This is a genomic window from Longimicrobium sp. (assembly GCF_035474595.1).
GTDB lineage: Bacteria > Gemmatimonadota > Gemmatimonadetes > Longimicrobiales > Longimicrobiaceae > Longimicrobium.
Genome location: NZ_DATIND010000025.1, coordinates 16967 through 42507, shown reverse-complemented (window position 1 = coordinate 42507; position 25541 = coordinate 16967). Strand labels below are relative to the sequence as shown.

20 protein-coding genes are annotated in these 25541 nt (G+C 68.0%); 8 read left to right on the top strand and 12 right to left on the bottom strand.

From position 1 onward, the window contains the following. The first annotated feature begins 205 nt into the window (after window positions 1-205). The 4 genes from VLK66_RS04105 to VLK66_RS04090 all read left to right on the top strand — a co-directional run bounded on the left by VLK66_RS04105 (window position 206) and on the right by VLK66_RS04090 (window position 7084). Entirely contained in the window at window positions 206-1804 is a 1599-nt protein-coding gene (locus tag VLK66_RS04105) for a TolC family protein (protein WP_325308106.1), read from the top strand. Further along, on the top strand, window positions 1801-3390 hold the full coding sequence (locus VLK66_RS04100) for an efflux RND transporter periplasmic adaptor subunit (protein ID WP_325308105.1): 1590 nt from the start codon (window positions 1801-1803) through the stop codon (window positions 3388-3390). The genes VLK66_RS04105 and VLK66_RS04100 overlap by 4 nt, the downstream gene beginning before the upstream one ends. Further along, window positions 3387-6563, top strand: a complete 3177-nt coding sequence (locus VLK66_RS04095; protein WP_325308104.1) for an efflux RND transporter permease subunit — start codon at window positions 3387-3389, stop codon at window positions 6561-6563. Before VLK66_RS04100 ends, VLK66_RS04095 begins: the two co-directional genes overlap by 4 nt. A gap of 137 nt (window positions 6564-6700) precedes the next feature. Further along, the gene (locus VLK66_RS04090) at window positions 6701-7084 is read left to right on the top strand and encodes a hypothetical protein (protein ID WP_325308103.1); all 384 of its coding nucleotides are present in this window, start codon (window positions 6701-6703) and stop codon (window positions 7082-7084) included. Between the two features lie 243 nt (window positions 7085-7327). Here the strand turns inward: VLK66_RS04090 and VLK66_RS04085 are convergent, their stop codons facing one another. Both VLK66_RS04085 and VLK66_RS04080 read right to left on the bottom strand, forming a co-directional pair. Next, on the bottom strand, window positions 7328-7576 hold the full coding sequence (locus VLK66_RS04085; protein WP_325308102.1) for a hypothetical protein: 249 nt from the start codon (window positions 7574-7576) through the stop codon (window positions 7328-7330). A 202-nt stretch (window positions 7577-7778) separates the two neighbouring features. After that, on the bottom strand, window positions 7779-7955 hold the full coding sequence (locus tag VLK66_RS04080) for a hypothetical protein (protein ID WP_325308101.1): 177 nt from the start codon (window positions 7953-7955) through the stop codon (window positions 7779-7781). A gap of 205 nt (window positions 7956-8160) precedes the next feature. Here VLK66_RS04080 and VLK66_RS04075 point away from each other — a divergent pair, with 205 nt between their 5' ends. After that, complete coding sequence (locus VLK66_RS04075; protein WP_325308100.1) at window positions 8161-9297, top strand: hypothetical protein; 1137 nt, start codon at window positions 8161-8163, stop codon at window positions 9295-9297. Window positions 9298-9711: 414 nt separating this feature from the next. On the opposite strand, the gene VLK66_RS04070 is transcribed toward VLK66_RS04075, so the two are convergent. Next, window positions 9712-10236 (bottom strand): DinB family protein, encoded by a 525-nt coding sequence (locus VLK66_RS04070; RefSeq protein WP_325308099.1) that lies wholly within the window; start codon window positions 10234-10236, stop codon window positions 9712-9714. A 430-nt stretch (window positions 10237-10666) separates the two neighbouring features. Here VLK66_RS04070 and VLK66_RS04065 point away from each other — a divergent pair, with 430 nt between their 5' ends. Further along, complete coding sequence (locus tag VLK66_RS04065; RefSeq protein ID WP_325308098.1) at window positions 10667-11620, top strand: murein L,D-transpeptidase catalytic domain-containing protein; 954 nt, start codon at window positions 10667-10669, stop codon at window positions 11618-11620. A gap of 514 nt (window positions 11621-12134) precedes the next feature. On the opposite strand, the gene VLK66_RS04060 is transcribed toward VLK66_RS04065, so the two are convergent. Next, window positions 12135-15269, bottom strand: a complete 3135-nt coding sequence (locus VLK66_RS04060; RefSeq protein WP_325308097.1) for a type 2 lanthipeptide synthetase LanM family protein — start codon at window positions 15267-15269, stop codon at window positions 12135-12137. Window positions 15270-15299: 30 nt separating this feature from the next. After that, entirely contained in the window at window positions 15300-16049 is a 750-nt protein-coding gene (locus VLK66_RS04055; RefSeq protein WP_325308096.1) for an NHLP leader peptide family RiPP precursor, read from the bottom strand. Window positions 16050-16324: 275 nt separating this feature from the next. On the opposite strand from VLK66_RS04055, the gene VLK66_RS04050 reads away from it, so the two are divergent. Further along, window positions 16325-16762, top strand: a complete 438-nt coding sequence (locus VLK66_RS04050; RefSeq protein WP_325308095.1) for a helix-turn-helix transcriptional regulator — start codon at window positions 16325-16327, stop codon at window positions 16760-16762. Window positions 16763-16831: 69 nt separating this feature from the next. Here the strand turns inward: VLK66_RS04050 and phoU are convergent, their stop codons facing one another. The 7 genes from phoU to pstS (VLK66_RS04015) form a co-directional block, all read right to left on the bottom strand. Continuing rightward, entirely contained in the window at window positions 16832-17515 is a 684-nt protein-coding gene (phoU, locus tag VLK66_RS04045) for a phosphate signaling complex protein PhoU (protein ID WP_325308094.1), read from the bottom strand. Beyond that, the gene (gene pstB, locus VLK66_RS04040; protein WP_414676453.1) at window positions 17512-18258 is read right to left on the bottom strand and encodes a phosphate ABC transporter ATP-binding protein PstB; all 747 of its coding nucleotides are present in this window, start codon (window positions 18256-18258) and stop codon (window positions 17512-17514) included. The genes phoU and pstB overlap by 4 nt, the downstream gene beginning before the upstream one ends. 140 nt (window positions 18259-18398) lie before the next feature. Then, window positions 18399-19253 (bottom strand): phosphate ABC transporter permease PstA, encoded by an 855-nt coding sequence (gene pstA / locus VLK66_RS04035; protein WP_325308092.1) that lies wholly within the window; start codon window positions 19251-19253, stop codon window positions 18399-18401. Window positions 19254-19446: 193 nt separating this feature from the next. Next, on the bottom strand, window positions 19447-20433 hold the full coding sequence (gene pstC / locus VLK66_RS04030) for a phosphate ABC transporter permease subunit PstC (RefSeq protein WP_325308091.1): 987 nt from the start codon (window positions 20431-20433) through the stop codon (window positions 19447-19449). 173 nt (window positions 20434-20606) lie between these two features. After that, entirely contained in the window at window positions 20607-21617 is a 1011-nt protein-coding gene (gene pstS / locus VLK66_RS04025) for a phosphate ABC transporter substrate-binding protein PstS (protein WP_325308090.1), read from the bottom strand. A gap of 32 nt (window positions 21618-21649) precedes the next feature. After that, window positions 21650-22840, bottom strand: a complete 1191-nt coding sequence (locus VLK66_RS04020; RefSeq protein WP_325308089.1) for a porin — start codon at window positions 22838-22840, stop codon at window positions 21650-21652. A 699-nt stretch (window positions 22841-23539) separates the two neighbouring features. Further along, window positions 23540-24640, bottom strand: coding sequence for a phosphate ABC transporter substrate-binding protein PstS (pstS, locus tag VLK66_RS04015; RefSeq protein WP_325308088.1), 1101 nt, complete (start codon window positions 24638-24640; stop codon window positions 23540-23542). 279 nt (window positions 24641-24919) lie between these two features. Here pstS (VLK66_RS04015) and VLK66_RS04010 point away from each other — a divergent pair, with 279 nt between their 5' ends. Continuing rightward, window positions 24920-25531 (top strand): DUF47 domain-containing protein, encoded by a 612-nt coding sequence (locus VLK66_RS04010; RefSeq protein ID WP_325308087.1) that lies wholly within the window; start codon window positions 24920-24922, stop codon window positions 25529-25531. Window positions 25532-25541 lie beyond the last annotated feature (10 nt).

Here is a 25541-nt window from a genome sequence, read left to right as displayed (position 1 = left end):
CTCCCCTGATCGATCGGTTTAGATGGGTTCCCATGCGTTACAGGTGACACTCCGGATGGAGGATCGGAGGCCTTAACCTCGCGCGGGGCTTGGGGTTCGTGCTTTCCATGGCGGGGGAGCAAGGTTGGGCATTCCTTGTGCGCAACCGGCGCTTCCCGCCCGGCGAGAGGCCGGTGGGGACGTGCTGCCTGGGTGAAGGAAAGGGATGGCTTCGTTTCGATATTTCAACGCAGCGGCTGCGGCGGCCGCGCTGGCGCTGATGGCTGCCTGCGCGCCGCCGCAGCCGCGCATCTACGGCGGTCCGGCGGCTCCGGCGGGGCCCGGCACGCTGTGGCCGGTGCCCGCGCCCGCGCGCACCCCGCCGCCGGCCGACACCGCGCCCGCCTCGCCCGAGGCGGCGCGGGCGCTGGCGGCGGACGCGGAGACGGCGGGCGGGGTGCGCGAGCTGGCGCTGACGGAGGTGGTGGAGCTGGCGCTGCGCAACAACCCCGCGACGCGCGAGTCGTACGCCACCGCGCGCGCCGCCGCCGACGTCTATGGCTCCGCGCGGGGGCAGCTGTACCCCACCATCGACGCGGACGTGGACCTGACGCGCTCCGTCACCCGGACGTCTGGCGGAGCGAGCGGGGGATCGACGGGCGGTGGATCGACGGGCGGCGATTCGACGGGGACGGGCGGCGGATCCGGCGGCGGGGGATCGGGCGGCGGGGGCGGATCGACCACGGTGCGGCGGCTGACGCTGACGCCTTCCGTCTCCCTGTCGTACCTGGTCTTCGACTTCGGAGGGCGGGCGGGGTCGATCGAGGCGGCACGGGAGCGGGCGATCGAGGCCAGCCTGGAGCACAACGCCACCGTGCGCGACGTGGTGCTGCAGGTGGAATCGGCCCTCTTCTCCTTCCTGGCCACGCGCGCGCTGCGCGACGCCCAGCAGGTGGCGGTCACCGAGGCGCAGGCGGACCTGGCCGCGGCCGAGGAGCGCCATCGCGTGGGGGTGTCGTCCATCCAGGAGGTGCTGCAGACGCGGACGGCGCTGTCGCAGGCGCGGCTGCAGCTGCAGACGCTGGAGGCGGACTACTTCAGCGCGCGCGGCAACCTGGCGGTGGCGATGGGGCTGCAGGCGAACACCCGCTTCACCATCCCCGAGGTGACGGCGGACGAGTCGGTTGCCAACGTGGCCGCGAACGTGGACGCGCTGATCGCGCGGGCGACCGCCGAGCGCCCGGAGCTGGCGCTGGCCCGCGCCGAGGCGCGCGCGCTGGCGGCGGAGGTGCGCGTGGCGCGCTCGGCCGGCTACCCCGCCCTCTTCCTGCGCTCCAACGCCACCGCGACGCGCACCTTTCAGCCGCAGACGGCCACCTCGCGCGGCTACACCATCTCGCTGGGGGTGCAGATCCCCATCTTCGACGGCTTCTCGCGGCAGTTCGACGTGCGCGCGGCCCGCGAGCGCTACGACGCGCAGCTGGCGCGGGTGACCGGCGTGCGGCAGCAGATCTCGCTGCAGGTGTTCACCGACTACTACGCGCTGCAGGCGGCCACGCAGCGCGTCCACACCTCCACCTCCCTCGTCGCCGACGCGGCGCAATCGGCCACCGTCGCGGCGGGGCGGTACCGCTCCGGCGTGGGGACGATCGTGGACGTGCTGCTGGCGCGGAGCGCGCTGGCCACGGCGCGGGCCGAGGCCATCCAGGCGCGCTGGGAGTGGCGCACCGCGCTGGTCCAGCTCGGGCACGATACCGGCTCGCTGGACCTGGCGGGCCGGCCCAACCTGCTGATCGGCACCGACACCACGGGAACGGCACCATGAAGGGATACAGGGGAATGCGCTGGACGGTGCTCGCGCTGCTCGTCGGGTGGTCGGCAGCGTCGGCCGCGTGCGGGAAGAAGGGCGAGGGCCAGGCTGGCGCGGGGGGACGCGGGCGCGGCGGGCCGCCGACGGCGGTGCGCGTGGCGGTGGCGCGCATCATCGACGCGCCGGTGACGGTGACGGCGAGCGGCGTGGTGGACCCGATGCAGACCGTCGCCGTCCAGTCGCAGGTGAGCGGCACGCTGCAGTCGGTGGAGTTCACCGAGGGGTCGTTCGTGCGGCCGGGGCAGGTGCTGTTCCGCATCGACCCGCGTCCGCTGATGGCGGCCGCGGCGCAGGCGCGCGCGGCGCTGGCCCGCGACGAGGCGCAGGCCGAGGCCGCGCGCCGCAACGACACGCGCTACCAGACGCTGGTGCGGCAGGACTACGTGGCCCGCGAGGAGGCCGACCAGGTGCACGCCGCCGCGCTGGCCGCCTCGGCCACGGTGGAGGCGGACCGCGCGGCGCTGGCGGCCGCCGAGGTGAACCTGTCTTACGCGACCATCCGCGCGCCGATCGCCGGGAAGACGGGGGCCATGCTGGTGCGCGCGGGGAACCTGGTCGGCCCGTCGACCGGGCCGCTGGTGGTGATCAACCAGCTGAGCCCGGTGCAGGTGCGCTTTCCCGTGCTCTCGCAGGACCTCCCGCTCCTGCAGTCCGCGGTCGCCCAGCGGGCGCTGGAGGTGACGGCGGTGCGCAGCGACAGCGGCGCGGTGACGGAGACGGGGACGCTCTCGTTCCTGGACAACAGCGTGGATTCGCTGACCGGGACGGTGACCGGGAAGGCCATCTTCCAGAACCGCGGCGGCTTCTTCTGGCCCGGCCAGCTCGTGTTCCTCACCGTGAACGTGGGGGTGCAGCGCGGCGTCCTGGCCATCCCCTCGGCCGCGATCCTCACCGGGCAGCAGGGGAGCTACGTCTACGTCGTCAATCCGCAGACGAAGACGGTGGCGTCGCGCAACGTGGTCGCGGGACGCACCGTGGGCGAGCTGGCGATCATCTCCGCGGGGCTGGGGGATGGGGAGATGGTGGTGACCGACGGGCAGGCGCGATTGAAGCCCGGCGGAAAGGTGGCGATCGTCACCGGCGACGGCTCGGAGAACGGGCCGGGGAGCGTAGCGGGGGGCGGCCCGCCGGGGACGTCGGACGGGCCGGACGGGGCGGTGGCCGCGGGGAGCACCGGCGGCGGAGCGCGCGGCGGCGGGGAGGCGGCCGGCGGCGCGCCCGCGGGCGGCGGCGGACAGCCGGGCTCGGTGACGGCCGGCGTGCAGGGCGCGCGCACCAACGGCGCGGCGGGGCAGACCGGCGTGGCGCGGACGGGCGGCGGCGCCTCGGTCGCGAACGCGGGCGCGCCGGCGACGACGCCCACGGGCGCGCGCTCGGGGACGGGGAACGGCAGCGCACCGGTCGCCTCGCCCCTTCCCGCCCCCGTGCGCGGGGTCACGGGCGGAGCGCGGCCGGCGGGCGGCGCATCGAGCGGGGTGACGGGGGGGACGGCGGGCGGAGGGGCGGCGGGAACGCCGGCGGGGGGAGGCGCGCGGCCATGAGCTTCTCCGGGCTGTTCATCCGGCGGCCGGTGATGACCATGCTGGTGATGGTGGCCATCGCCGTGTTCGGCATCGCCGCGTACCAGACGCTGCCGATCAGCGACCTGCCGACGGTCGACTATCCCACCGTCTCCGTCAGCGCCTCCCTTCCCGGCGCCAGCCCGCAGACGATGGCCTCGGCCGTCGCCACGCCGCTGGAGAAGGCGTTCAGCACCATCCCCGGCATCGACAACATGACGTCGACCAGCACGCTGGGGTCGACCAACGTCACCATCCAGTTCTCGCTGAACCGCGACGTGGACGCGGCCGCGCAGGACGTGCAGTCGGCCATCTCCAAGACGCTGCGCCAGCTTCCGCCCGACATCCAGCCGCCCTCGTACCGGAAGGCGAACCCCGCGGACGCGCCCATCATCTACTACGCGCTGACCTCGCCCACCGTCTCGCTGCAGCAGATGGACGAGATCGCGGAGACGACGATCGGCCAGCGGTTGTCGACGGTGGAGGGGGTGGCGCAGGTCTCCGTCTATGGCTCGCAGAAGTACGCCGTGCGCGTGCAGCTGGACCCGACCGCCCTGGCCTACCGCAACCTCAGCATCGACGAGGTGGTGAGCGCCATCGGCCAGCAGAACGCCAACCTGCCCACGGGCGTCATCGCCGGGCGGACGACGTCGCTGACGGTGCAGGCCAACGGGCAGCTGCACGACGCGGCGGGGTTCCGCACGGTGACCGTCGTCCACCGCAACGGCGCGGCGGTGCAGCTGGGCGCGCTGGGGCGGGTGCTGGACGACGTGCAGGACAACAGAACGGCGAGCTGGTTCAACGGCACGCGCGCCATCGTCCTCGCGGTCCAGCGCCAGCCCGGCTCCAACACGGTGGACGTGGCGGAGAAGGTGCGCGCGGAGGTCGATTCGCTGCGCTCGCAGGTGCCGGGGAACGTGCAGCTGAACCTGCTGTTCGACCGCTCGGTCAGCATCCAGGAATCGGTCCACGACGTGAAGCTGACGCTGCTGCTGACGCTGTTCCTGGTCGTGGCCGTCATCTTCCTCTTCCTGCGCAACCTGTCGGCGACGGTGATCCCCGCGCTGGCGCTGCCCATGTCGATCCTGGGCACCTTCGCGGTGATGAAGTTCCTGGGCTACTCGCTGGACAACCTGTCGCTGATGGCGCTGACGCTGGCGGTGGGCTTCGTGGTGGACGACGCCATCGTGATGCTGGAGAACGTCGTCCGGCACCTGGAGATGGGAAAGCCGCCGATGCGGGCGGCCATCGACGGCGCGAAGGAGGTGGGCTTCACCATCGTGTCGATGACGGTGTCGCTCGTGGCCGTCTTCATCCCCCTTCTCTTCCTCTCGGGGATCATCGGCCGCCTCTTCCGCGAGTTCGCGGTGACCATCGCCGTCGCGATCCTGGTCTCCGGGCTCGTCTCGCTGACGCTGACGCCGATGCTGGGGAGCCGCTTCCTGCGCTCGCACGCGGGGGAGACGCACGGGAAATTCTATCAGAAGACGGAGGCCGCGTACGACTGGGCGCTGGCGAAGTACCAGTCGTCGCTCGACTGGGCGATGCGGCGGCGCGGGGTGGTGATGCTCTTCTCGCTGCTGGTACTGGTGGGCACGGTGGTGCTCTTCCGGCTGGTGCCCAAGGGCTTCATCCCCGACCAGGACACGGGGCAGCTGAACGTGAGCACGCAGGCGGCGCAGGGGATCAGCTTCACCGAGATGGTGAAGCACCAGCGGCAGATCGCGGCCATCGCGCAGCGCGACCCGAACATCGCCGGGGTGATGTCGTCCGTCGGCGGCGGAGGCGGGGGCGGCGGGGGATCGAACTCGGGGCGGCTGCTGCTGACGCTGAAGCCGCGCGGCGAGCGGCTGCCGGCGCAGGAGATCGCGAACGAGCTGCGGCGCAAGCTGGGGCGGACGCCGGGGATCAACGCCTTCGTGCAGCTGCCGCCGGCCATCCAGATCGGCGGCCGCAGCTCGCGCAGCGCCTACCAGTTCACGCTGCAGGGCTCCGACATCGAGTCGCTGTACCCGGCCGCGGCGAAGCTGGAGGGCGAGCTGCGGCAGAGCGACCTGATCCAGGACGTGAACAGCGACCTGGAGGTCAGCAACCCGCAAGTGACGGTGCAGATCGACCCGCTGCGCGCCGCGGCGTACGGGGTGACCAGCGAGCAGATCCAGAGCACGCTGTACGATGCCTACGGCAGCCGCCAGGTGAGCACCATCTACGCGCCCGAGGACGAGTACTGGGTGGTGCTGGAGCTGCTGCCGCAGTACCAGCAGGACATCTCGGCGCTGGGCTTCCTCTACATCCGCTCGCAGACGGGGGCGCTGGTGCCGCTGAACGCGGTGGCGTCGCTCAGCCGCACGGCGGGGCCGGTGGCGGTGAGCCACTCGGGGCAGATCCCCTCCGTGACCCTGTCGTTCAACCTGAAGCCCGGGGTGGCGCTGGGCGCGGCGACGGCCGAGGTGGAGCGGCTGGCGGCGGCGAACCTGCCGGCGGGGGTCACCACGCAGTTCTCGGGAACGGCGCAGGTGTTCCAGAGCACGCAGGCGGGGCTGCTGGTGCTGGTGTGGATCGCCATCTTCGTGATCTACATCATCCTGGGGATCCTGTACGAGAGCGTGATCCACCCGCTGACCATCCTCTCGGGGCTCCCCTTCGCGGCCTTCGGGGCGCTGCTGGCGCTGCTCATCTGCCGCGCGGAGCTGTCCGTCTACGCCTTCGTGGGGATCATCCTGCTGATCGGGATCGTGAAGAAGAACGCGATCATGATGATCGACTTCGCGGTCGAGGCCGAGCGCGACCAGGGGATGAGCGCCGAGCACGCCATCGTGCACGCGGCGCACGTGCGCTTCCGGCCCATCATGATGACGACCGTCGCCGCGCTGGCGGGCACGCTGCCGATCGCGCTGGCGCTGGGCGCGGGCGCCGAGACGCGGCGGCCGCTGGGGATCGCGGTGGTGGGCGGGCTGGCGTTCAGCCAGATCATCACGCTGTACGTGACGCCGGTGATCTACACCTACATGGACGGCTTCAACCGCTGGATCGAGACCAAGGTGCGCCGCAGGAGCCGCGAGCAGGCGGGCGCCGGCGGCCAGCAGCTGGAGCTGCCCGTGCGCGGCACCCGCGACGGCAGCGGCGATGGCGATTCGGCGCAGGCGGCGGATTGAGGCGATTGTGCATCCGTCAATGAGCCGCGGGGGTTCGCCTCCGCGGCTTTCCTGTTTTCAGTTCGCAACGCGATGGCGATCGGATGATGACGAATGCAGATTGGCTCCAATCCACGCGACCGCTACTGATCGGAGTCATGGACTCACCGCCGAATCGTCCGCTGCGACTGAGGTTTCCCGACGCCGAGTTCCGGTTGGAGGCAAACGAGCGGGGAAAGATCATTCGGGGATTCGACGCCGATGCGCTGGAGCGCCTGCTCGCATCCGTCACCCCGGATTTTCGCGCAGACATCCTGAGCCACTTCCAGATGCCCGCCGGGGCATCCGCTCGCAAGGGAGCGCTGACGGAATTCTTCGATCCCGTCCTGCAATCGATTCTAGAAGAAGTCTGGGCGCCGATGTGGCACGACGCGTCCGACGAGGCGCTCGATGCACCGGACGCGGAAAGCCATTCTCCCGGCCGCAGGCTCGCCCGCGAGCGGCGGGAGGCCTCGCGGGCACGGCACGCCGAATTGGAATAGAGCGCGATTGCGGCTGACCTCTGCGGTTTGGATGCATGGAAACGCGGGGCCGCTGGGATCACGTGCTACGCGGGCTGGCGTTCAGCGCGCGCCATGCGCACGACTAGTTTTGCTGTTCGGCGCACCCGCGGCACTCCACCTGCCCGGCTCTGCAGGCTGGGGCATTCCTGCGGAAGCGTGAACCTCGCGGCGTGCACCCGTGCCGTCACCCGCGGCGGCATCCCTCCCGTGGCCCGCCCCGCGCTACCAGTAGCACTCGGCTCCGTCGCCGTCGGTCCAGCTGCAGTCCTGGCACGTCTCGGTTTCGCGCGGGCACCATACACATGACGCGACGCCGCTGTTCTGGCATCCCCACGCGCCCGGTTCCATGGTCGGGCACTCCCGGCCCACCGTGTACTCGCGGCCGTGCACAGTGCCCGCCTTCCCGCTCGCGTGGTCGGTGGCGAACGACTCGACCTGCAGGTTCTCCACGTCCAGCCTGATCTTGCGCATGACGTCCTCTGCCGGGTCAGGGGGAGGAAGAACGCGGATCGCGCTCTTCCGTACAGAAGATCATACTCAACAGCAAAAACAGGCGCAATCCGGGACGAAGCGCATCCTTCCCGCCGGGCGTGAGAACCTGAGGCGGCCCGGGAAAGATCGGGATCCGGTTCACGCAGATGGCAGAGGAACTCTACTTCGGCTCGGAGTCCCGTCACCGGTCCATGATTGGGAGGTAGGCGCGCCAGGGGCCTACCGCCTCGCGGTACTGCCTGGCCATGACGCGGGCCGTCTGCGCGATGTTGCCGAGGTCGTGCGCCACCCAGGCCAGCAGTTGGCGCAGCGTGACCGCGCCGAACGCGGGATGCTCTCCTTCCCAGCCGCGCGACAATGGGCATCGGTCAGGCGCCAGCCGGCGCGTGCGGCCAAGAGCCCGGCTCAGCGGCACGCGAAGACGTGCGCGACTGAAAGCGTGAGAACGGAACCGGCGCCAGCCCGGCCGCTGGGAGATCGACCTCACCCGCGCGCCGTCGGCCGCCGCCAGCCGGGCACCGGCCGCGGCGGACGGACCCGCCGGCCCGGCGATGCTGGCGGGCGTGGAATACCTCCGCGCGCCGAGCGCCGCGGCGGCGGCGTACCACGTGGACCTGATCCTGACGCTGCCGGAGGATTCGACGCTCGCCAACTTCACCCTCCAGCTGGCCGTGGACTACCGCGCGCCGGCGAACGTGGTGGCGGGCGCGGCCGCCGTGCCGCCGGCCTCGCGCTCGCGGGTGAAGAGCGGGACCATCAACCTGCTGGACGACGGCGTGCCGCGGGCGCTGTCGTTCGCGCTGAGCTGGGGCGCCGACGTGGACGTGGACCTGCACGTGGTGACCGCCGGCGGCACCCGCATCGGCTTCGACCACCCGCAGGCCGACGGCGGCCGGCTGTCGGTGGACGCCAACGCGGGGTGCGGCGCCAACCACGACCGCGCCGAGAAGATCGAATGGGGCACCGCGTCCGCGCCGCGGATGGGCATCTACCGCGCGGGGCCCAACTACTACGAGGCGTGCGGCGGCTTCGCGCAGGAGGTGGCCGTCACCCTGGTCATCAACAACGGCCGCTTCTTCCAGCGCTGCTACCGCTTCGCGCTCTCCCCCGCGGACGAGAACCAGGACGCGCGGCTGGACGAGCCGCTCAGCATCTACACCGGCGTGCTCCCGCCGCGCGGCACGGACCTGGGGCTGCTGGCGCGGCTGCTGGTGAACGAGAACCCGCCGCCCGGCACCGTGCCGCGCGACCAGCTGAAGAAGGGGATGCAGGCCGTGCAGGCGGTGGTGTTCAACCGCCTGGCGTCGAAGGAGCAGCGGATCACGAATGCGCCGCCCACGGCCACCCTGGGGCAGGTGATCACGGCGTCGGGCCAGTTCCAGGGGTTCAGCGGGGGGATGGAGAAGGCAACGGAAAGGCGGGTGGACGAGCGGATGACGGTGCTGGTGCCGCTGCAGGCCGTCTCCCGCCCGTACTGGGAAGACCTGTTCGCGGTCCTGAACGGCGACGCCAGCGACCCGTTCGCCGCGCTGGACAAGATCGGCGCCGTCTCCGTGCGCAAGGGGGCATGGGCCCTCTACACCTTCAGCGAGCTCCGGAACACCCCGCGGGGGCCGGGCGGAAGCTACGTCCCCATTCCCGCGGCCCAGGACGGGGTGATCGCGGGGAACCAGTTCTACACGCTCCCCGCGGACTACTGACGGGCCTGGTTGGAGATGCAAGCGCCGCGGGGCGAACGAGCCCCGCGGCGCCTTCGTTCGGACCCGCGATAGGGATCGTCTCTTACCGGATTCGGAGATCGATCGTGCAATCCGGAAGCGCACGTGCGACCTCGCCCATGGATCCTTCGGCCTGCAATCGCTCGTGCAGGGGCAACGAAGGTATGGCCGGCCTGAATAGAAAGTCCGCGGCGCGGCCGGTCACCGGCGACTGAAGTCGCAGCAACAACTACGGGAAGCCTCGCAAACTGCGCGAGGCTGATCCGCTCATTCTGTGGCATCAGCGCTCACCACCAATCTCCTTTCATCCTCCGTGGTCGCGCGCAGCGCGGTGTTCGACTCAGGATGACGTCTCTCTGTGCGTTTGTAATGCACAGATGATAGCCAGATCCGGTATCACCGGTCCATGACGGGGAGATAGGCGCGCCAAGGGCCTACCGCCTCGCGGTACTGCTTGGCCATGACGCGGGCCGTCTGCGCGATGTGGCCGAGGTCGTGCGCGACCCAGGTGGCCAGCAGCTGGCGCAGCGTGACCGCGCCGAACGCGGGATGCTCGCCCTCCAGCGCGAGCTGGGCATCGGTCAGGTGCCAGCCGGCGAGGGTGGCCAGGCTCCCGGCGCGGAGGCGCGCGAACTCGTCGAGCAGCTCGGCTAGCGACTTCCCCTCGCTTTCGCGGAACTGGGCGAGGCGGTCGAAGGGGGCGAAGCGGCGGTCGGGTCCCCGCGCCAGGATGATCTGCGCGCGCGGGATCCAGTCGGCGCGCTCGGCGTGGATCAGGTGGCCCACGATGACATACGGGCTCCACGTCTCGGGGCCCTCGGTGGCGTCGAGCCACGCGCTCGGGAGGTCGGCGAGCATCGCGCGCAGAGTGCCGGGCGTGCGCTCCAGGATCGCGGTACCGGTCGCCAGATCGAAGTCCATGTGCTTCCCATATCACGAGTTATCACCCGCCGTCGGCGCTTCCGGTCGAAACGCCATCGGCGGCACGTTTCGCAGGTCGGCATCATCCGCCAGACGAGATCGCCTCGGTGAGGCGGCGCCCGAATCTACGGCTGCTCGACGGCGCCTGCATCCCGCGCGAACGCGATTCATCCCCCACCCTGCCGTTCGCCTCACCCTCCGTGCGAACAACCCCACGCACCTCCGCACGAAAATTAATGAAAACGGTGTTTGACAGACGGCGGGCGGGTGACTACAATCCGTTGTACACAACCACAGCCGTGGACTGCGCTTGACCCGTCGGCCACAGCAGGCCGATCCCCCCGGGGCCGCGCAGCGAGATCCAAACCAATCCAGCCCACCCGGGCGCGGGCGGCCACGCCGTGCGCTCCGGTACACGCGAGAAGCAGCGATGCGATCTCCCAACCTGCTTGCGCTCGTCGCCGCCGGCATCGTCGTCGGCGCGGGCATCGGCCAGGCGCGCGGAACCGTCCCGGGGGGACTGGCGCGCACCGCCGTCGCGAACGAGGCCGCAGTGCCCGTGACCGCGCCCGCCGCCGACCTGGCCCCGCGCCCCACCGCCCGCCCCACGCTGGCGCCCGCGCGCGCCCACCCCGACACCGCGCCGCGCAGACGCGGGAGCACGAGCCGGTCGTCGTCCAGCGGGCGCGCCGCGGCGGTGCTGCGGACCTCGCGCGCGGTGCTCGCGGCCGCGCGGGTGGAGACGGGGCCGCAGGGGCTGCGCGTGCAGCGGGCGCTGGCGCGGCTGGGCCCGCGGGTGAACACCAGCGACCGCGACGCGCTGCGGATGGCGTTCCGCGCGTACTACGCGTACAAGGCGGCGCACCCGGAGCACGTGCGCAAGCCGTACCTGTACTTCGTGGACTACGGGCTGGATGCCGAGACGCCGCGCGGCTACGTGTTCGACATGCGCGAGCTGCGCATCGTGGAGGGGCCGTTCCCGGTAGCGCACGGGCGCGGGAGCGCGCCGCGCGGCGGGGTGCCGCGGCGCTTCAGCAACCGCCATGGCAGCGAGGCCACGTCGCTGGGGCTGTTCGTGGCCCAGGAGACGTACCGCTTCAGCGGCCACGCCAACGGGCGGCTGTACAGCTCCATCGGGCTGCGGCTGCGCGGCGTGTCGGGGCGCTTCAACGCCCGGGCGCGCGAGCGCGGCGTGGTGGTGCACGGCGCGCCGTACGTCACGCGCGAGGGCGCGGGCCGCAGCGAGGGGTGCCCGGCCGTGTCGCCGGCGCGCGCCCGCACGCTGATCCCGCGCATCCGCAACGGCGGCCTGGTCTTCCTCTACTCGCCGCACGACCGCACGTGGAAGAGCGAGGATCCCTGGGCGAACCGCGGGCGGGGGTGAAGGAGAAGAAGTGCTGAGTGCGCAGTGCGAAAAGAATGTGGGCCGCGGGATGATGCGCGAGCCGCGGGATGATGCGCGAGCCCGCTTTCTTTTTGACTCAGAGGAACCGGAGGACCAGGAGGAAGCGGATGCGGCTCTGGTGCCCTTGTCCTCTTATGATTCCTCGAGTGACTTCGGTAGTAGTTGCGGCAGGAGATGGGGCAAAGAGGGGAGGGGAACGGGTACCTATTCAATAGAGCCACGCCGACGCGGACAACGATCATACGTTCTTTCGACGGAACGACTTCGCACCGCGGTTTCGCCTTTGGCGAAGATGCCCACTGTGCCGAAGTCACCGGTCCCGGAGTGATAATCGTGAAGAAGAGCGAAGGCCGCGAGGTACGCAGCGTCGCGACCGCGCCGCAACCTGTCGCGCCGCCACCTGCTGGGGTTCGCGGCCGCCAAGGCGGCGGAGGGCGGTTACGACTGCGCCTTCATCCTCGGTGTGAACGTCCGGCAAGCTTGTGCGAGAGGCTTACTCCCATAGGAGAGCGGAGGAAACGGTTTCAGGACGCGCTAACCGTAAGAACTCGTATCCGATTCCGGTGCAGCCCTGAAAGAATGTAGGATTGAAGAATGGCAAGGAACCACAACGATATGCACCCGAAGATCGCCCCAGCGCGAGAACCTCCGCAGCAGTAGCGTGCGCATGCTGAAGCAATTGCGGTCGTTGAAGGACCAAGCCTGATGTTAACAGGAACTCGACGCGGCCCATGTTTCCGCAGCAGACGTGGTCGCTATCGCCCAAGTCACTGATCATGCAGGTGCGGACCGCACTGTCGATGTCGTGACGAATAGAAGGAGTGTCGAGAATTTTCAGACCTCCCAACCGTGCGAGGCCTATTCCAGGGGCTCCGTTACACCATCCCTGCGCATAGGCCTCATCCTCATCTTCTTCCGGACATCTGAGGTCCAGCCAATTCCCCTGCTCGGGAACAAACATAGAATCTTCGAACGCTACGGCGTTTGTAGCCGCTTCGAGGTACTGGTCCGCAGACGTAGCTCGGTATAAGCGCAGAAGGGCATAGGCGATCCCGGCAGCACCATGGGAGAATCCAGTTTGCAGGTTTGACCCTACACTTGGCCAACCCCAGCCGCCTCCCGGGTGTCTGCGGGCGTTCTGGAGAAGGTGGTCGCCGCAGCGGCGGAGCTTTGATAAAAGCCATCCGTCAGGAGCGTCCTCACAGAAGGTCAATAGCCCCAAAATTGCCCCTGCCGCTCCGGACAACACGTCGTATTTAACGTCTGCCGCAATTGCTTCGTCCGTTATGTGCAAGGCGACGCGCCTCGCGTCCTCGATTACTCCCTGGCTATCGATCAGTCGTCCGATTTTGGCGAGGGAGTATAGAATCGATCCGTAGCCTATTCCACCTCCGATAGGAGTTCCAAGGACAGGAAGGTGACGTATCGCACCATGCAAGGGCTGCAGTGCTCGAAGGGCTAAGTCTCCATATCGCTCTACACCACTTACGACAGCAAGATAAGACAAGAAAACTGCCACACCGCAAGACCCATCAAAGAAGTTTGGGCCTAACGTTGTATATTGTGCGTAGTTATTCTTGGGGCTATACCGCGGGTGTATCCACACGGACCCGCCGAATAGTGGGATCGCAGTGCGGGAAAGCATTTCGCCGATATCTATGGCAGCATCGACAAACTGGTCAAGTTCTGTTCCGCCATTCGCGGTAGCATGGATAGGTTCGCTTGTGATCCATGGCACGCGATGCAATAGATAGCCTCGCTTCGCGAAAAGAGCTCCAACAATCAATCCGATCTGCTCCTGCAAATCTCGTTCACTCAGCCCGGCGAGCCTCTGCTTTACCCGATCATATGCGGAGTCTCGAAAAAGCGAGGGAACATCGCGTTCCTCCAGTAACGAAAGGTCTGTTGTCGCGGGCGTGACCTGAAATAGTGGGATGTCGAGGCAGGCCAGGGTGTTCCGCTCAGCTTGCACCAGAGGCCAGAAAGATGGTCTCTTATCGAAACAAAGCCCAGCATGAGCTAAAGCTTCGAGGGTGATAGAAAAATCGATTCCATCCCGCAGCGATTGAGGTGCCGTGGCTCTTTTCAGAATCCTTGCATATGCGGCCGTAGCACGGAAAACGAGCCGTAGAATCGTTTGCGAGAGCGGAAAGATCGGACCTTGGTCGGATAGTAAGATGGATTTGTTTGCAACAAGGAAGCGGTAGCTAGCGTCAAAGCCCTTCAGTATGCTGGCACAATCGCACGAAATGATTCCGACGTCCGGTATGCCTGAGCAAACGTGAGAAGCATCCCAGAACCGGGAAAACCCGCTGAGATCGCGCTCATCTGCAAGTCCAATGTTCCAAAGCGGCAGCAAGCCCGTGCGAAGCACCGAATCGTAGGCAGCACCTGGTTCCGCAGAGCCAGAGAAAGACGGAGCATGGGGGCCAGTGCCGATCTCGGGATGCATGATCGTCTCCAGATCGACGATCAAAGGATGATCACCCGATGATATCAGGTTCTCGCCGTGCAGATCAACAGCACCGAGAACGTAGGCGAGGCATAGAAGAGCACCCAAACGCTCAGCATAAGACGACCGGTCCTCACAATTGCGGGTGTCAACGAACGAAGTCCAGCCATAGCTACCTCGGTCAATGACTTCGAAGGTCTGTAGTTTCACCGGAAATCTGTTTGCGTCGAGCCATGAAAGCAGATTGTTAAATGCCTTCTCCACCCCCACGTGCTTGGGCTTGTAAACAAACCGCGACCCGGACGAACACTCGACTTCGATGACTGACCGTCCTCCATTGTGTCGGTCCGAGAGGCGGCATTGCAGATGCTTGATAATTCCGAGAGCACCACCGGTGTGGCCTACCATGCACTCAATCGCAGACCGGTCCTGCTTGAATCGTAAGAAAAACTCCACGACAGTGTCGATCCACTGAACGGCGACAGTACCAGCCAAACGCATTAGCACAGGATACTCTTGCAGAACCTTTGCTAGCAGACCACGAGGCATCTCGGTGAGATAGCTTGACAGAGCAGTTGAGGCGTCATGCTGCGAAGCACGAAGCGCGGCGGAATGGGTGCACGCCACGAATACCTCGAACTCCAATTGGAGCGTTGCATGGCCAAGTTCGGATAATGTGTCGAGCAGCCACTCCTGAAGCGAGACATATGCTTCGGATGTAATTAGATCTGCCAAATCAGGCACTTCCGACCGGAGTCTGGCGTCTGCTACCGCTACCAGAGGTTCCCACGCACTCGAAAATAGTCGGGTCGGGTTGGACAGATCTGCAGGACGCTCACGGAATTCCCTCTTCTTTGCCACCTCACTGCTCGTGTCAAAAAGCGCTGATCGTACGATGCGAGCCCAGTCAGGCACATCCGCGCAGGATTCCGCAGGAACGCGACAGATAATTTCCGTGACTTCCTCCAAACTTAGTCCATCGAAGTTCAGGATTGTACGGAACTTGGCCCAGTCTCCTTCCGCGACGATCTGGCACCACCGCGACAGGCGATCGTCGGCTGTGCGCGGGTCCGCACCATCAGCGAAAGTGATCGCGAGCTGAAGTCTTTCACAGAGAGATCTCGCGCGATACGAAATGCGCTGAAGCTCGTCCTCGGACCAAGCCAAGGTATTCATGTCGCTAATCTCGCGTGGAGGCGATGAAACCTATTGGAGAGTGGCTTTGCAGTAGGTACACGCAGCTTGGAAGCACCACCAATCGCGCTGCGTCCCAGGTTTATCGGCACACAGCGGTCCGTATATTGTACGGTCGTCCACGGGAACACCCGATTGCAGTACCTCTACGAAAACGGGATCGATATTCACCCGGGCCCAAGCAGCGTCGGTACCCACCGGGTCCCAACTGCGGCTTCGCTCCGGGAGGATGATGTAGACCGTATCAGATTTCTCGACCAAAGTCTCGATGCTCAACTCAGCAGGAAGATTCAGACCCAACCACTGCTCGATGGTTTCTCTCGGATTACTGACGAGCGCTCCAGCGAACGCGTTATCGGTCCAAGCCTTCGTGATGAGTTGCACACACTGATCTTCATTCAGCAGAGTACTCCGATGCCATGTCAGAAGCCATTCCATTCTTTCTCGAGTCGCCGGCATTTCTTCGTTGCTGTGCCACGGATCGTGAGGGATGACCAGATATACGTTAGCTCCACTTTCTTCAAGCACATGAATGCTAATGTCTTCGGGAATGATCAGCCCGGTTGTTTCTTGAATCAGACTGCGGGCGTCCTCGAGAAGCCGCTGTCGGTAGCGCTGATCCCGAATGGCATTTGCTACCAGCATTATCTCGAGATCCTTTCGCCGCATCAGCCCAATTCTGCCGTGCGGCGGCTCGATGGGAATTCCCCAGAGGTAGAGACCATCATACGCCGCGGCGAGGTACTGCGTGAAATCGGACATTTGTCCTCCGTTTTTTCCCCAAGGTCCGAAATTTGAACACTAACAGGCAGTGAACAATCGGTTCGTTTGGGAATATACTCGTGAAGAGGAGTGAAGACATGGGCAAGTTCTACCTACGGGGCAACGCGGAGGGATTCAGGAGCGAGGCACTTCAGGTTGCGTGTATGCCACCCAATCAAACGCCTGAGGGGGGTACATTACGTCTCTTGATTCGAGTCCTCGAAGCATGCGAAAGGGACTGCATGCTGTTGGCCGGAAACGGCTCGGTCCTTTGGATGAGCCAAGGGCTGAATCTAGGAAGGTCGGGGCTTCTCGAAACGATACTCGAACACCTAACCGGCAACGGGTATCCGCCAAGCTCCAACGGCCACGATAAGTCCACGGGGACCGGCTTCTGGATTTATGACATCGCGGAAGGAATGGGGAATATCGGTCGTATATTCCTGGTTGTATTTAAGCGGATCCATTCCGGTTTCATGGTTTGGCCAGAGATGCAACGCAGGTTTGGCCTCACCCAGCGGGAATCCCAAGTGGCCGAACTACTTCTGGTCCGAAAGAGTAATTGGGAAATCGCGCATGAACTGGGAATTAGCGAACATACAGCAAAACATCACACGGAAAAAATACTGGCTAAGTTCGGAGTTAATTCTCGGCGTGCTGTCGAAGCGATCGTACGCAAGTCCCTCTTGCCTGTATTTGTGAGCGACGGATAACCCGAAACGAATATTCGCGGGGCGATCGACCTAAAGAAGCACCTTCCCTCGCACAAACTGGCTGGACATTCAGGAGGCGTCGAGGCGCAGCCCGTGCTTGATGTTGCGGCCCTCGACCAGGAAGACCACGTCCTCGGCGATGTTCGTCGCCAGGTCGGCGATGCGCTCCAGGTTGCGGCTGACCAGGAAGAGCGAGAGCGAGGGGCCGATGCGCCGCGGGTCCTCCATCATGTGCGTGAGCAGGATACGGAAGAGCGAGTCCTGCATCTGGTCCACGCGGTCGTCGCGCTCGATCACCTCCAGCGCCCCCGGGGCGTCGGCGCGCACGAAGCAGTCGAGCGCGTCGGAGAGCATCTCCCTGGCCATCCGCGCCATCTCCTCGATCTCCGGCAGGTCGCTGAACATCGGCGCGTCGGCCAGGTGCGGCACGCCCTCGGCGATGTTCACCGCGTGGTCGCCCACGCGCTCCAGGTCGTTGCTGATCTTCATCGCCATGGTGATCAGCCGGAGGTCGCGCGCCATGGGCTGCTGCAGGGCCAGGAGATGGATGCACAGGTCGTCCATCTCCGTCTCCATCAGGTCCAGGTCGCGGTCGCGGGCGATGACCATGGCCGCCTTCCCCCCGTCGCGCTCCTGCAGCGCCTCGACCGCCGCGCCCACCAGCTCCTCGGCCAGCGCGCTCATCTCCAGCAGCCGCGACTTGAGCCGCGCCAATTCCTCGTGGAAGTGGCGGACACCGGGCACCGGGCTCATCCGAACCTCCCGGTGACGTACGCCTCGGTGCGCTCCTCGCGCGGGTTGGTGAAGATCTGCTGCGTCTTTCCCACCTCCACCAGCCGGCCCATGTAGAAGAAGGCGGTGAGGTCGGACACGCGCGCCGCCTGCTGCATGTTGTGGGTCACGATCACGATGGTGTACTCGTCCTTCAGCTCGTAGATCAGCTCCTCGATCTTCTGCGTGGCGATGGGGTCCAGCGCGCTGGCCGGCTCGTCCATCAGCAGCACCTCGGGGCGCACCGCCAGCGCCCGGGCGATGCACAGCCGCTGCTGCTGCCCGCCCGAAAGCCCCAGCGCGCTCTTCCCCAGCCGGTCGCGCACCTCGTCCCAGAGCGCGGCGCGCTTCAGCGACTGCTCCACGATCGCGTCCAGGTCGCCGCGCTTCCGGGCGAGCCCGTTCACCCGCACGCCGTACGCGACGTTGTCGTAGATCGACTTGGGGAACGGGTTGGACTTCTGGAACACCATCCCCACCCGCCGGCGGAGATGGACGACGTCTTCCCCCCTGTCGTACACGCTGCGCCCGTCCAGGCGGATGTCGCCCTGGTGGCGCACGCCGGGGATCAGGTCGTTCATGCGGTTGATGGAGCGCAGGAAGGTGCTCTTCCCGCACCCCGACGGCCCGATCAGCGCCGTCACCCTGCGGTCGGGGATGGCGAGGTCGATGCCGTGCAGCGCCTGCGTGGCGCCGTACCAGAAGGAGAAGCCGCTCGCCTCCACCGCGGGGACGGACTTCGTGTCGCCGGAGCGGAACACGGCGTCGCGCGCCTGCGGCGCCGGGCGGACGGGCGCGGCGGCGGGCGCCGGAGCGGCGGGCCTCGACTGCAGAGGCTGAGCATCCATGGTCTTCATCGTCTCGTTCATGCGTTCTTGTGCGCGCGGCCCAGCACCAGCCGCGCGCCCAGGCTCAGGCCCAGCACCAGGAGGATCAGCACCAGCGCGCCGGCCCAGGCCTGCCGGTGCCAGTCCTCGTACGGCGAGATGGCGTAGGAGAAGATCTGCAGCGGCAGCGCGGCGGTGGGGTGCCGCGGGTCCAGCTGCCAGAACTGGTTCCCCAGCGCGGTGAACAGCAGCGGCGCCGTCTCCCCCGCGATGCGGGCGACGCCCACCAGCGCGCCGGTCAGGATCCCCCCGCGCGCGGCGGGAAGGACCACGCCCAGCATGGTGCGCCAGCGCGGCATCCCCAGCGCCAGCCCGCCCTCGGTGAGCTCGCGGGGAACCAGGCGCACCATCTCCTCCGTGGTCCGCGTCACCATCGGCACCAGCATCGTCGCCAGCGCCACCGAGCCCGCCAGCGCGCTGAAGCCGCCCGTGGGGACGACGATCAGCAGGTAGACGAAGATGCCCACGGCGATGGAGGGGACGCCGTTCAGCACGTCCGCCGTGAAGCGCACCACGGTGGCCAGCCGGCTCCCCTCGGCCTCGGCCAGGTAGACGCCCGCCAGCACGGCGACGGGGAGGCCGATCAGCGCCGCGAGCCCCACCATCTCCAGCGTGCCCACGATGGCATTCCCCATCCCCCCGCCCGCTTCCCCCGTCGGCCGCGGCGTGTGGATGAAGAAGGAGAGGTCGAGCGACGACGCGCCCTCGCGGAGCAGGTAGCCGAAGATGAGGACGAGCGGGACCACGGTGAGCACCGCGGCCACGCCGGTGAGCGCGAGCATCACCGCGCTGGTGGCGCGCCGGCGCCGGTCGCGCAGGGTGACCGTGCTCACGCGGCCCTCCCTTCGCTGCCTCGCCCCCGCGGGCCCTCTCCCTGGCGCTGTCCGGCGCGACTCCCGTCGCGTCCGGGCAGCGCCTGTCCCTCCCCCAAAACCGCCTGGGGGAGGGACGGCTCGTGCGCCCTGCGGCCGGCGGCGCATGCGTCGGGCTGCACGGTGGCCGGATGGTTTGTGAGCCCGTGAATCCTCACGCGGCCCTCCGCGTTCCCGCGTTCACGCGCCACACCAGCGCGCGCGCCATCGCGTTCACGACCAGCGTCACGCCCAGCAGCAGCAGGGCGACCAGCATCAGCGCGGAACGGTGCACGTCGCCGCTGGCCTCGGCGAACTCGTTGGCCAGGACGCTGGCCATGGTGTACGCGGGGGCGAAGAGCGAATGGGGGATCTGCGGCGTGTTCCCGATCACCATCGTCACCGCCATGGTCTCGCCGATCGCGCGGCCGAGGCCCAGCATCACCGCGCCGATGAGCCCGGCGCGCGCGGCGGGGAGCACCACCTGCCAGGTCGACTCCCACCGCGTGGCCCCCAGCGCCAGCGCCGCCTCGCGCTGCGCCGGCGGCACCGCGGCGATCACCTCGCGCGACACGGCGGAGATGAAGGGGATGATCATGATGGCCAGGATCACCCCGCCCGCGAGGAGCGACGGGCCGTACGCGGGACCGGCGAAGATGCCGAGCGTGCCGCCGATCCCTTCGGACAGCGGCGTCTGCACGTGGTCGCGGAGGAAGGGAACGAGCACGAACACCGCCCACAGCCCGTAGACCACGGACGGGATGGCCGCCAGCAGCTCGGTGGCGAAGGCGATGGGCGCGGCCAGCCAGCGGGGCGCCAGCTCGGTGAGGAAGAGCGCCAGGCCGATGGAGAGCGGCACCGCGATGGCCACGGCGATCACCGACGAGCCGATGGTGCCGAAGATGAACGGCAGCCCGCCGAACTTGTCGCTCACCGGGTCCCACTCGCTGCTGCCGACGAAGCCGCCGCCGAAGCGGGAGATGGCGGGCATGGCCCCGCGCCACAGCAGCAGCGTGATCCCCAGCAGCAGCAGGGGAATGCTGAGGCCGAACGCCACCAGCACCCCGCGCCATGCCAGGTCCGACGCGCTGCTGCGGTGCCACCCCAGCGCGAACCGCCCCCGCGCGGGCGGCGGCAGCGCGGCTTCTACGACGTTCGCCATTCCTCTCCTCGTTGAGAGCTGTTCCGCGAGGCCATCCCGGCCTTCGCTCGATGCATCCCGAGACAGCACGGAAGTGCATGAGTGCGTGAGTGCTCAGCACTTGAAACTTGGCACTTGGCACTTGGCACTAGGCACTTGGCACTAGGCACTTGGCACTCAGCACCTCCGCGCGGTCAGTGGATCAGCCGGATCTTCGCCTCGTCCGCGGCCACGATCGCCGCGGGAAGGGGCGCGTAGTCCAGCGCCGGGCCGAAGCGCTGCCCCTCGTGCACCGCCCAGGTCAGGAAGTCGCGGATCTGCCGCGCCTTCGCGTTGTCGCGCACGTCGGCGTAGGTGATGATCCAGGTGAACGAGGAGATGGGGTACGCGTTCGCCCCCGGCCCGTTTACGATGGAGATCCGCAGGTCGCTGTTCGCGGGGACCGCGACCCCGGCGGCGGCGGCCGTGGTGGACTCGGTGGTGGGCATCACGAACTGCCCCGCGCGGTTGCGGATGGCCGCCACCGGCAGGCGGTTCTGGTTGGCGTACGCAAGCTCCACGTAGCCGATGCTTCCCGGCGTCTGCTTCACGATCCCCGCGACTCCCTCGTTCCCGCGGCCGCCCAGCCCCACCGGCCAGCTCACGCTCTTTCCCGTGCCGATGGTGCGCCGCCACATGGCCGAGGCGGAGGAGAGGAAGTCGGTGAAGATGTAGGTGGTGCCGGAGCCGTCGGAGCGGTGCGCCACCAGCACCGGGCGGTGCGGCAGCGCCACGCCGGGGTTCAGCGCGCGGATGCGCGCGTCGTCCCAGCCGCGCAGCGTGCCGTTGAAGATCGACGCGATCACCTCGGGGGTCAGCTTCAGCCCGCCGGCCACGCCGGGAACGTTGTAGGTCACCGCCACCGCGCCCAGCGTGGTGGGGATGTGCAGGACCTGGCCGCCGCGCGCCGCGGCCATCTCGGCGTCGCTCATGGGGCCGTCGGTGGCGCCGAAGTCCACCGTCATCTCCTGCAGGTTCTTGATCCCGCCGCCCGAGCCGATGGCCTGGTAGTTCACGGCCACCCCGTGCGCCGCGCGGTACTCGGCGAACCAGCGGGTGTAGAGCGGCGCGGGAAAGGTGGCCCCCGCCGCCGTCAGCGTCTGCGCCCGGGCGGCCGCGGGAAGGAGCGTGGCGGCCAGCGCGGCCGCGGTGAGGATGCGCTTCATGGACCCTGTCTCTCGTCGTGGTGGGTGGGAGTTCAGAACCAGATGCGGAGCATGGACTTGAAGGAGTGCACGCTTTCGCCCGCGCCGCGCCCCAGGTCCAGCCCGTCGCCCGGGCTCACCACGTCGTAGTTGAACATCAGCCAGGTGCGGGGCGAGAAGTACACGTTCAGCCCCGGCGTCAGCAGGGTGGACGAGATCTCCGTGTTGCGGGTGTCGGGGTTGGTGCGGTCGAAGCGGAAGACGGGGCCCACCGCCCACAGGTAGCCGTTCTCGGGAAGGAGGAACCGGTACTCGCCCACCACGTGGAAGGTGGTGAACCGCGGCTCCAGGGTGCTTCCCGCCGGCACCGGCACCGGGCGCAGGCCGGCGATGGCCGGGGTGAGCGCTCCCACGCGCCCCTCCCTGCCGAACGCCGCGTCGGCCATCACGTGCAGCCCGCGGTCCAGGTTGCCCCACTCGCCGTCCACCCCGAAGGCGGTGGAGCGGCCCGCGCTGTCCACCGCGAGCTTGCCGCCCACGGTGATGGGGTCGTCGTGGCTCATGAACGACGCGCCCAGAGAGAGCCGGTTGCGGATGGGGCTCACCACCAGCCGCCCGCCGAAGGTCTTGGCGTCGTTGACCTCGCTCACGTCCTTCCCCGCCCCGTTCCACACGCCCAGGCGCAGGGAAACGGGGATGCGCGCGTCGGCCGCGCCGTGCAGCTCCAGCGAGGTGCCCACGTCGTGGCTGGCGAACCCGGCGGCCACCAGGAAGTTGTTCTGCGAAACCAGGTTCGGGTTCTTCAGGCCGTTGATCTGCGCCCCCCGCTCCACCGTGAGGTACGAGTTCGAGGAGTTCAGCTCCTGGCGCTCCATGGGCTTCTTCTCCTGCCCCACGCGCCAGCTCAGGAACCGCCCCAGCCCCACGTCCACGTAGGCGTCTTCCAGGTTCACCGTGCGGCGGGTGAAGTTCACCTCCAGCTTGCCGGTGATGTTCGACGCGAGCTGGGCGCCGAACTCCAGGTAGGCGCGGCGGATGAAGAACTCGTTCCCCACCACCTGGTTCAGCGCGGCGTCGGTGCCGTCGGCGTTCTGGGTGTGGATGTCGGACGTCCGGAACTCGCCCTGCAGCCGGCCGTGCAGCGAGCCCGTGGGGTACTGCGCCAGCAGCGTGGCCGGTGCGCCCAGGGCCAGGGCCGCGGCGGCGCAGAGCAGGCGGGGGATTCGCACGTTGCGAAGGTTCATCCGGCAGATCCTCTCAGGTCTGTCGTGCGTAGCAAGGGTTTCCGGGGGATCTCCCCGGCGGGACAGGGGGAAGATGCGCCCCGCCCTTCACGCTCTTCCCCTCGACGCGTCACGGCTCCGTAACGCCGTCGCCCGCCCTCGCCGCCGTCCGCCACCGGCCGGGCCGGGCCGGGCCGGACATCCAAAGTTTCCGTGCTCACCACCGCGCCTGGATCACTCTTTCGTCACGGTGATGTAACGATGGCGGAGGGCCGGCTTCTTCCCGCATCCGGGCTGAGCGGTGAATGGAATTCACCGGCAACAACAGCACAAAGTCCCTGCGGGACTGCCGTCCAGCATTTCGGCAATGAGCTGACATTGGTGCTGCGCTGCGTTCTCCCCTCCCCGCGGAGCGGGCGGAGGGGCCGGGGGAGGGGGCCAGCCAGGCGGGCAGGATGTCCCCGCTCCACCCCGAAAGCCTCTCCTCACGGTGAGGTCTCCCCCTTCTCCTGCTGTCGGGAGAAGGGGGCGGGGGGGATGAGGGCTCTCGGCGCGAAGCGCCCCGCTGTCGCATGGCATCCGGAGATGTCGTGGGTGATGTCCCCGATAATCGCCCTGGGATGCGAAACGACGGGGCGGAGGATTCGCTCCCCCGCCCCGCCGCTCATCCCCATCTCGTCGATCGCTTTACCGATCGATCACCCATCGCTCACCGGCCGGTCACGCCGCGGGCTGCACGGCCTGGTTGTCCGCGCCGCAGGTGAGGGTGCCGAGCTTCTGCATCACCCCCATGCGCACCTGGTCCGGCAGCGGCGCGTAGTCCAGCTGGCGGGCCGCGTCGTCGCCCTGCGCCAGCGCCCAGCTCACCAGCCCCACGAACGCCCGCGCCTTGCCGCAGTCCTGCCAGTGCGGGGGGACGAGCAGGTACGTCCAGGTGGAGATGGGGTACGTCGTCGCCCCCGGCGCGTTCACCAGCGACACGCGGAAGTCGCCGCCCGCCACGCGCTCGGCCACGCCCGCGGCGGCGGCCGCCGTCGCGTCCACCGACGGGGCCACGTACTGGCCGGCGGCGTTCTTCAGCGACGCCATCGACAGCCGGTTCTGCATGGCGTACGCAAGCTCCACGTAGCCGATGGAGCCGGCCGTCTGCTTCACCGCGCCGGCCACCCCCTCGTTCCCCTTCGCCCCCAGCCCGGTCGGCCACTTCACCGACTTCCCGTTCCCCACCGCCGCCTTCCACTCCGGGCTCACCTGCGCCAGGTAGTCGGTGAACACGAACGTCGTCCCGCTCCCGTCCGAGCGGTGCACCACGGCGATGTTGCTCGCCGGAAGCTGCACCCCCGCGTTGTCGGCGGCGATCGCGGGGTCGTTCCACCGGGTGATCTTCCCGAGGAAGATGCGGGCGAGCACGTCGCCCGACAGCTTCAGCGGCTGCGCCAGGCCGGGAACGTTGTAGATGACCGTCACCGCGCCGAGGACCGTGGGCAGCTGCAGGATGCCGGGGACCCTGGCGCTCTCCTCGGCGGTCATCGGCGCGTCGCTGGCGCCGAAGTCCACCGTCCCCGCCGTCACCTGCTGGATCCCGCCGCCGGAGCCGATGGACTGGTAGTTCACCTGCACCGCGTGCGCCTGCCCGTAGTCCGAGAACCACTTGCTGTAGATGGGGGCCGGGAAGGTGGCGCCGGCGCCGGTGAGCGTGACCTTTCCGCCCGCGCCGCCCGCCTTCGCGCCGTCCGCGCCGGGGGCCTTTTCGTCGCCGCCGCCGGCGCAGGCGGAGAGGAACGCCGCGAGCGCCAGGGCGCCGGGCAGGAGCTTCTTCATCGTCAATGTCTCGTCGGTTCGCGGTTGGGTACGGAGCTGCATCCGGACGCCCCAACATGCCCCGCCGCCGTCACGTACCCACCCGCGCCCCGTCACGCTTTCGTAACAAACCTTCGATCTCCCCGTCACCGCTCGCACCGCGCTCTTTCCGGCCGCGCGGGCGAGACGTAGCTTTCGCGCGCTTCGGGGCCGGGGAGGGGCCGTTACACGCGGCCCGCCGCCATCCGGCGCCGAAGCCCCAGCCGTTACAAATCCGCTCCCACACCGGAGGATGGGACCGTGCGCCTGATCCCGCGCGACGAGCAGTTCTTCCCCATGTTCGGGGACCTCGCGCAGAAGCTTTCGATCTCCGCCGACCTCCTGGCCAAGCTCTTCGCCGAGCCCGACCGGCTGCAGGAGCTGGTGCAGAAGATCAAGGACGTGGAGCACGAGGCCGACGTGCTGACGCACGACATCATCGTGCGCATCGACAAGAGCTTCGTCACCCCCATCGACCGCGAGGACATCCACCTGCTGGCCTCGCGGCTGGACGACGTGATCGACGTGGTGGACGGCGTGGCGCGGCGGGCGCAGATGTTCCGCATCCGCGAGTTCCGCCCGCAGGCCGCGGAGCTGGCCGGGGTGCTCTGCCGCGCCGCGGTGGTGCTGGCCGAGTCGGTGCAGAACCTGAAGAAGCCCAAGCTGATCCTGCAGCGCAGCGGCGAGCTGAAGCGGCTGGAGGAGGAGGGCGACGCCATCTACCACTCGGCCATCGGCGGGCTGTTCGACGACGGCGCCGAGGCGCTGGAAGTGCTGAAGTGGAAGGAATTGTTCGACAAGCTCGAGGACGCGGTGGACCTGTGCGACGACGTGTGGAACGTCATCGAGTCCGTCGCGATCAAGAACTCGTGAGCCGGCCGTG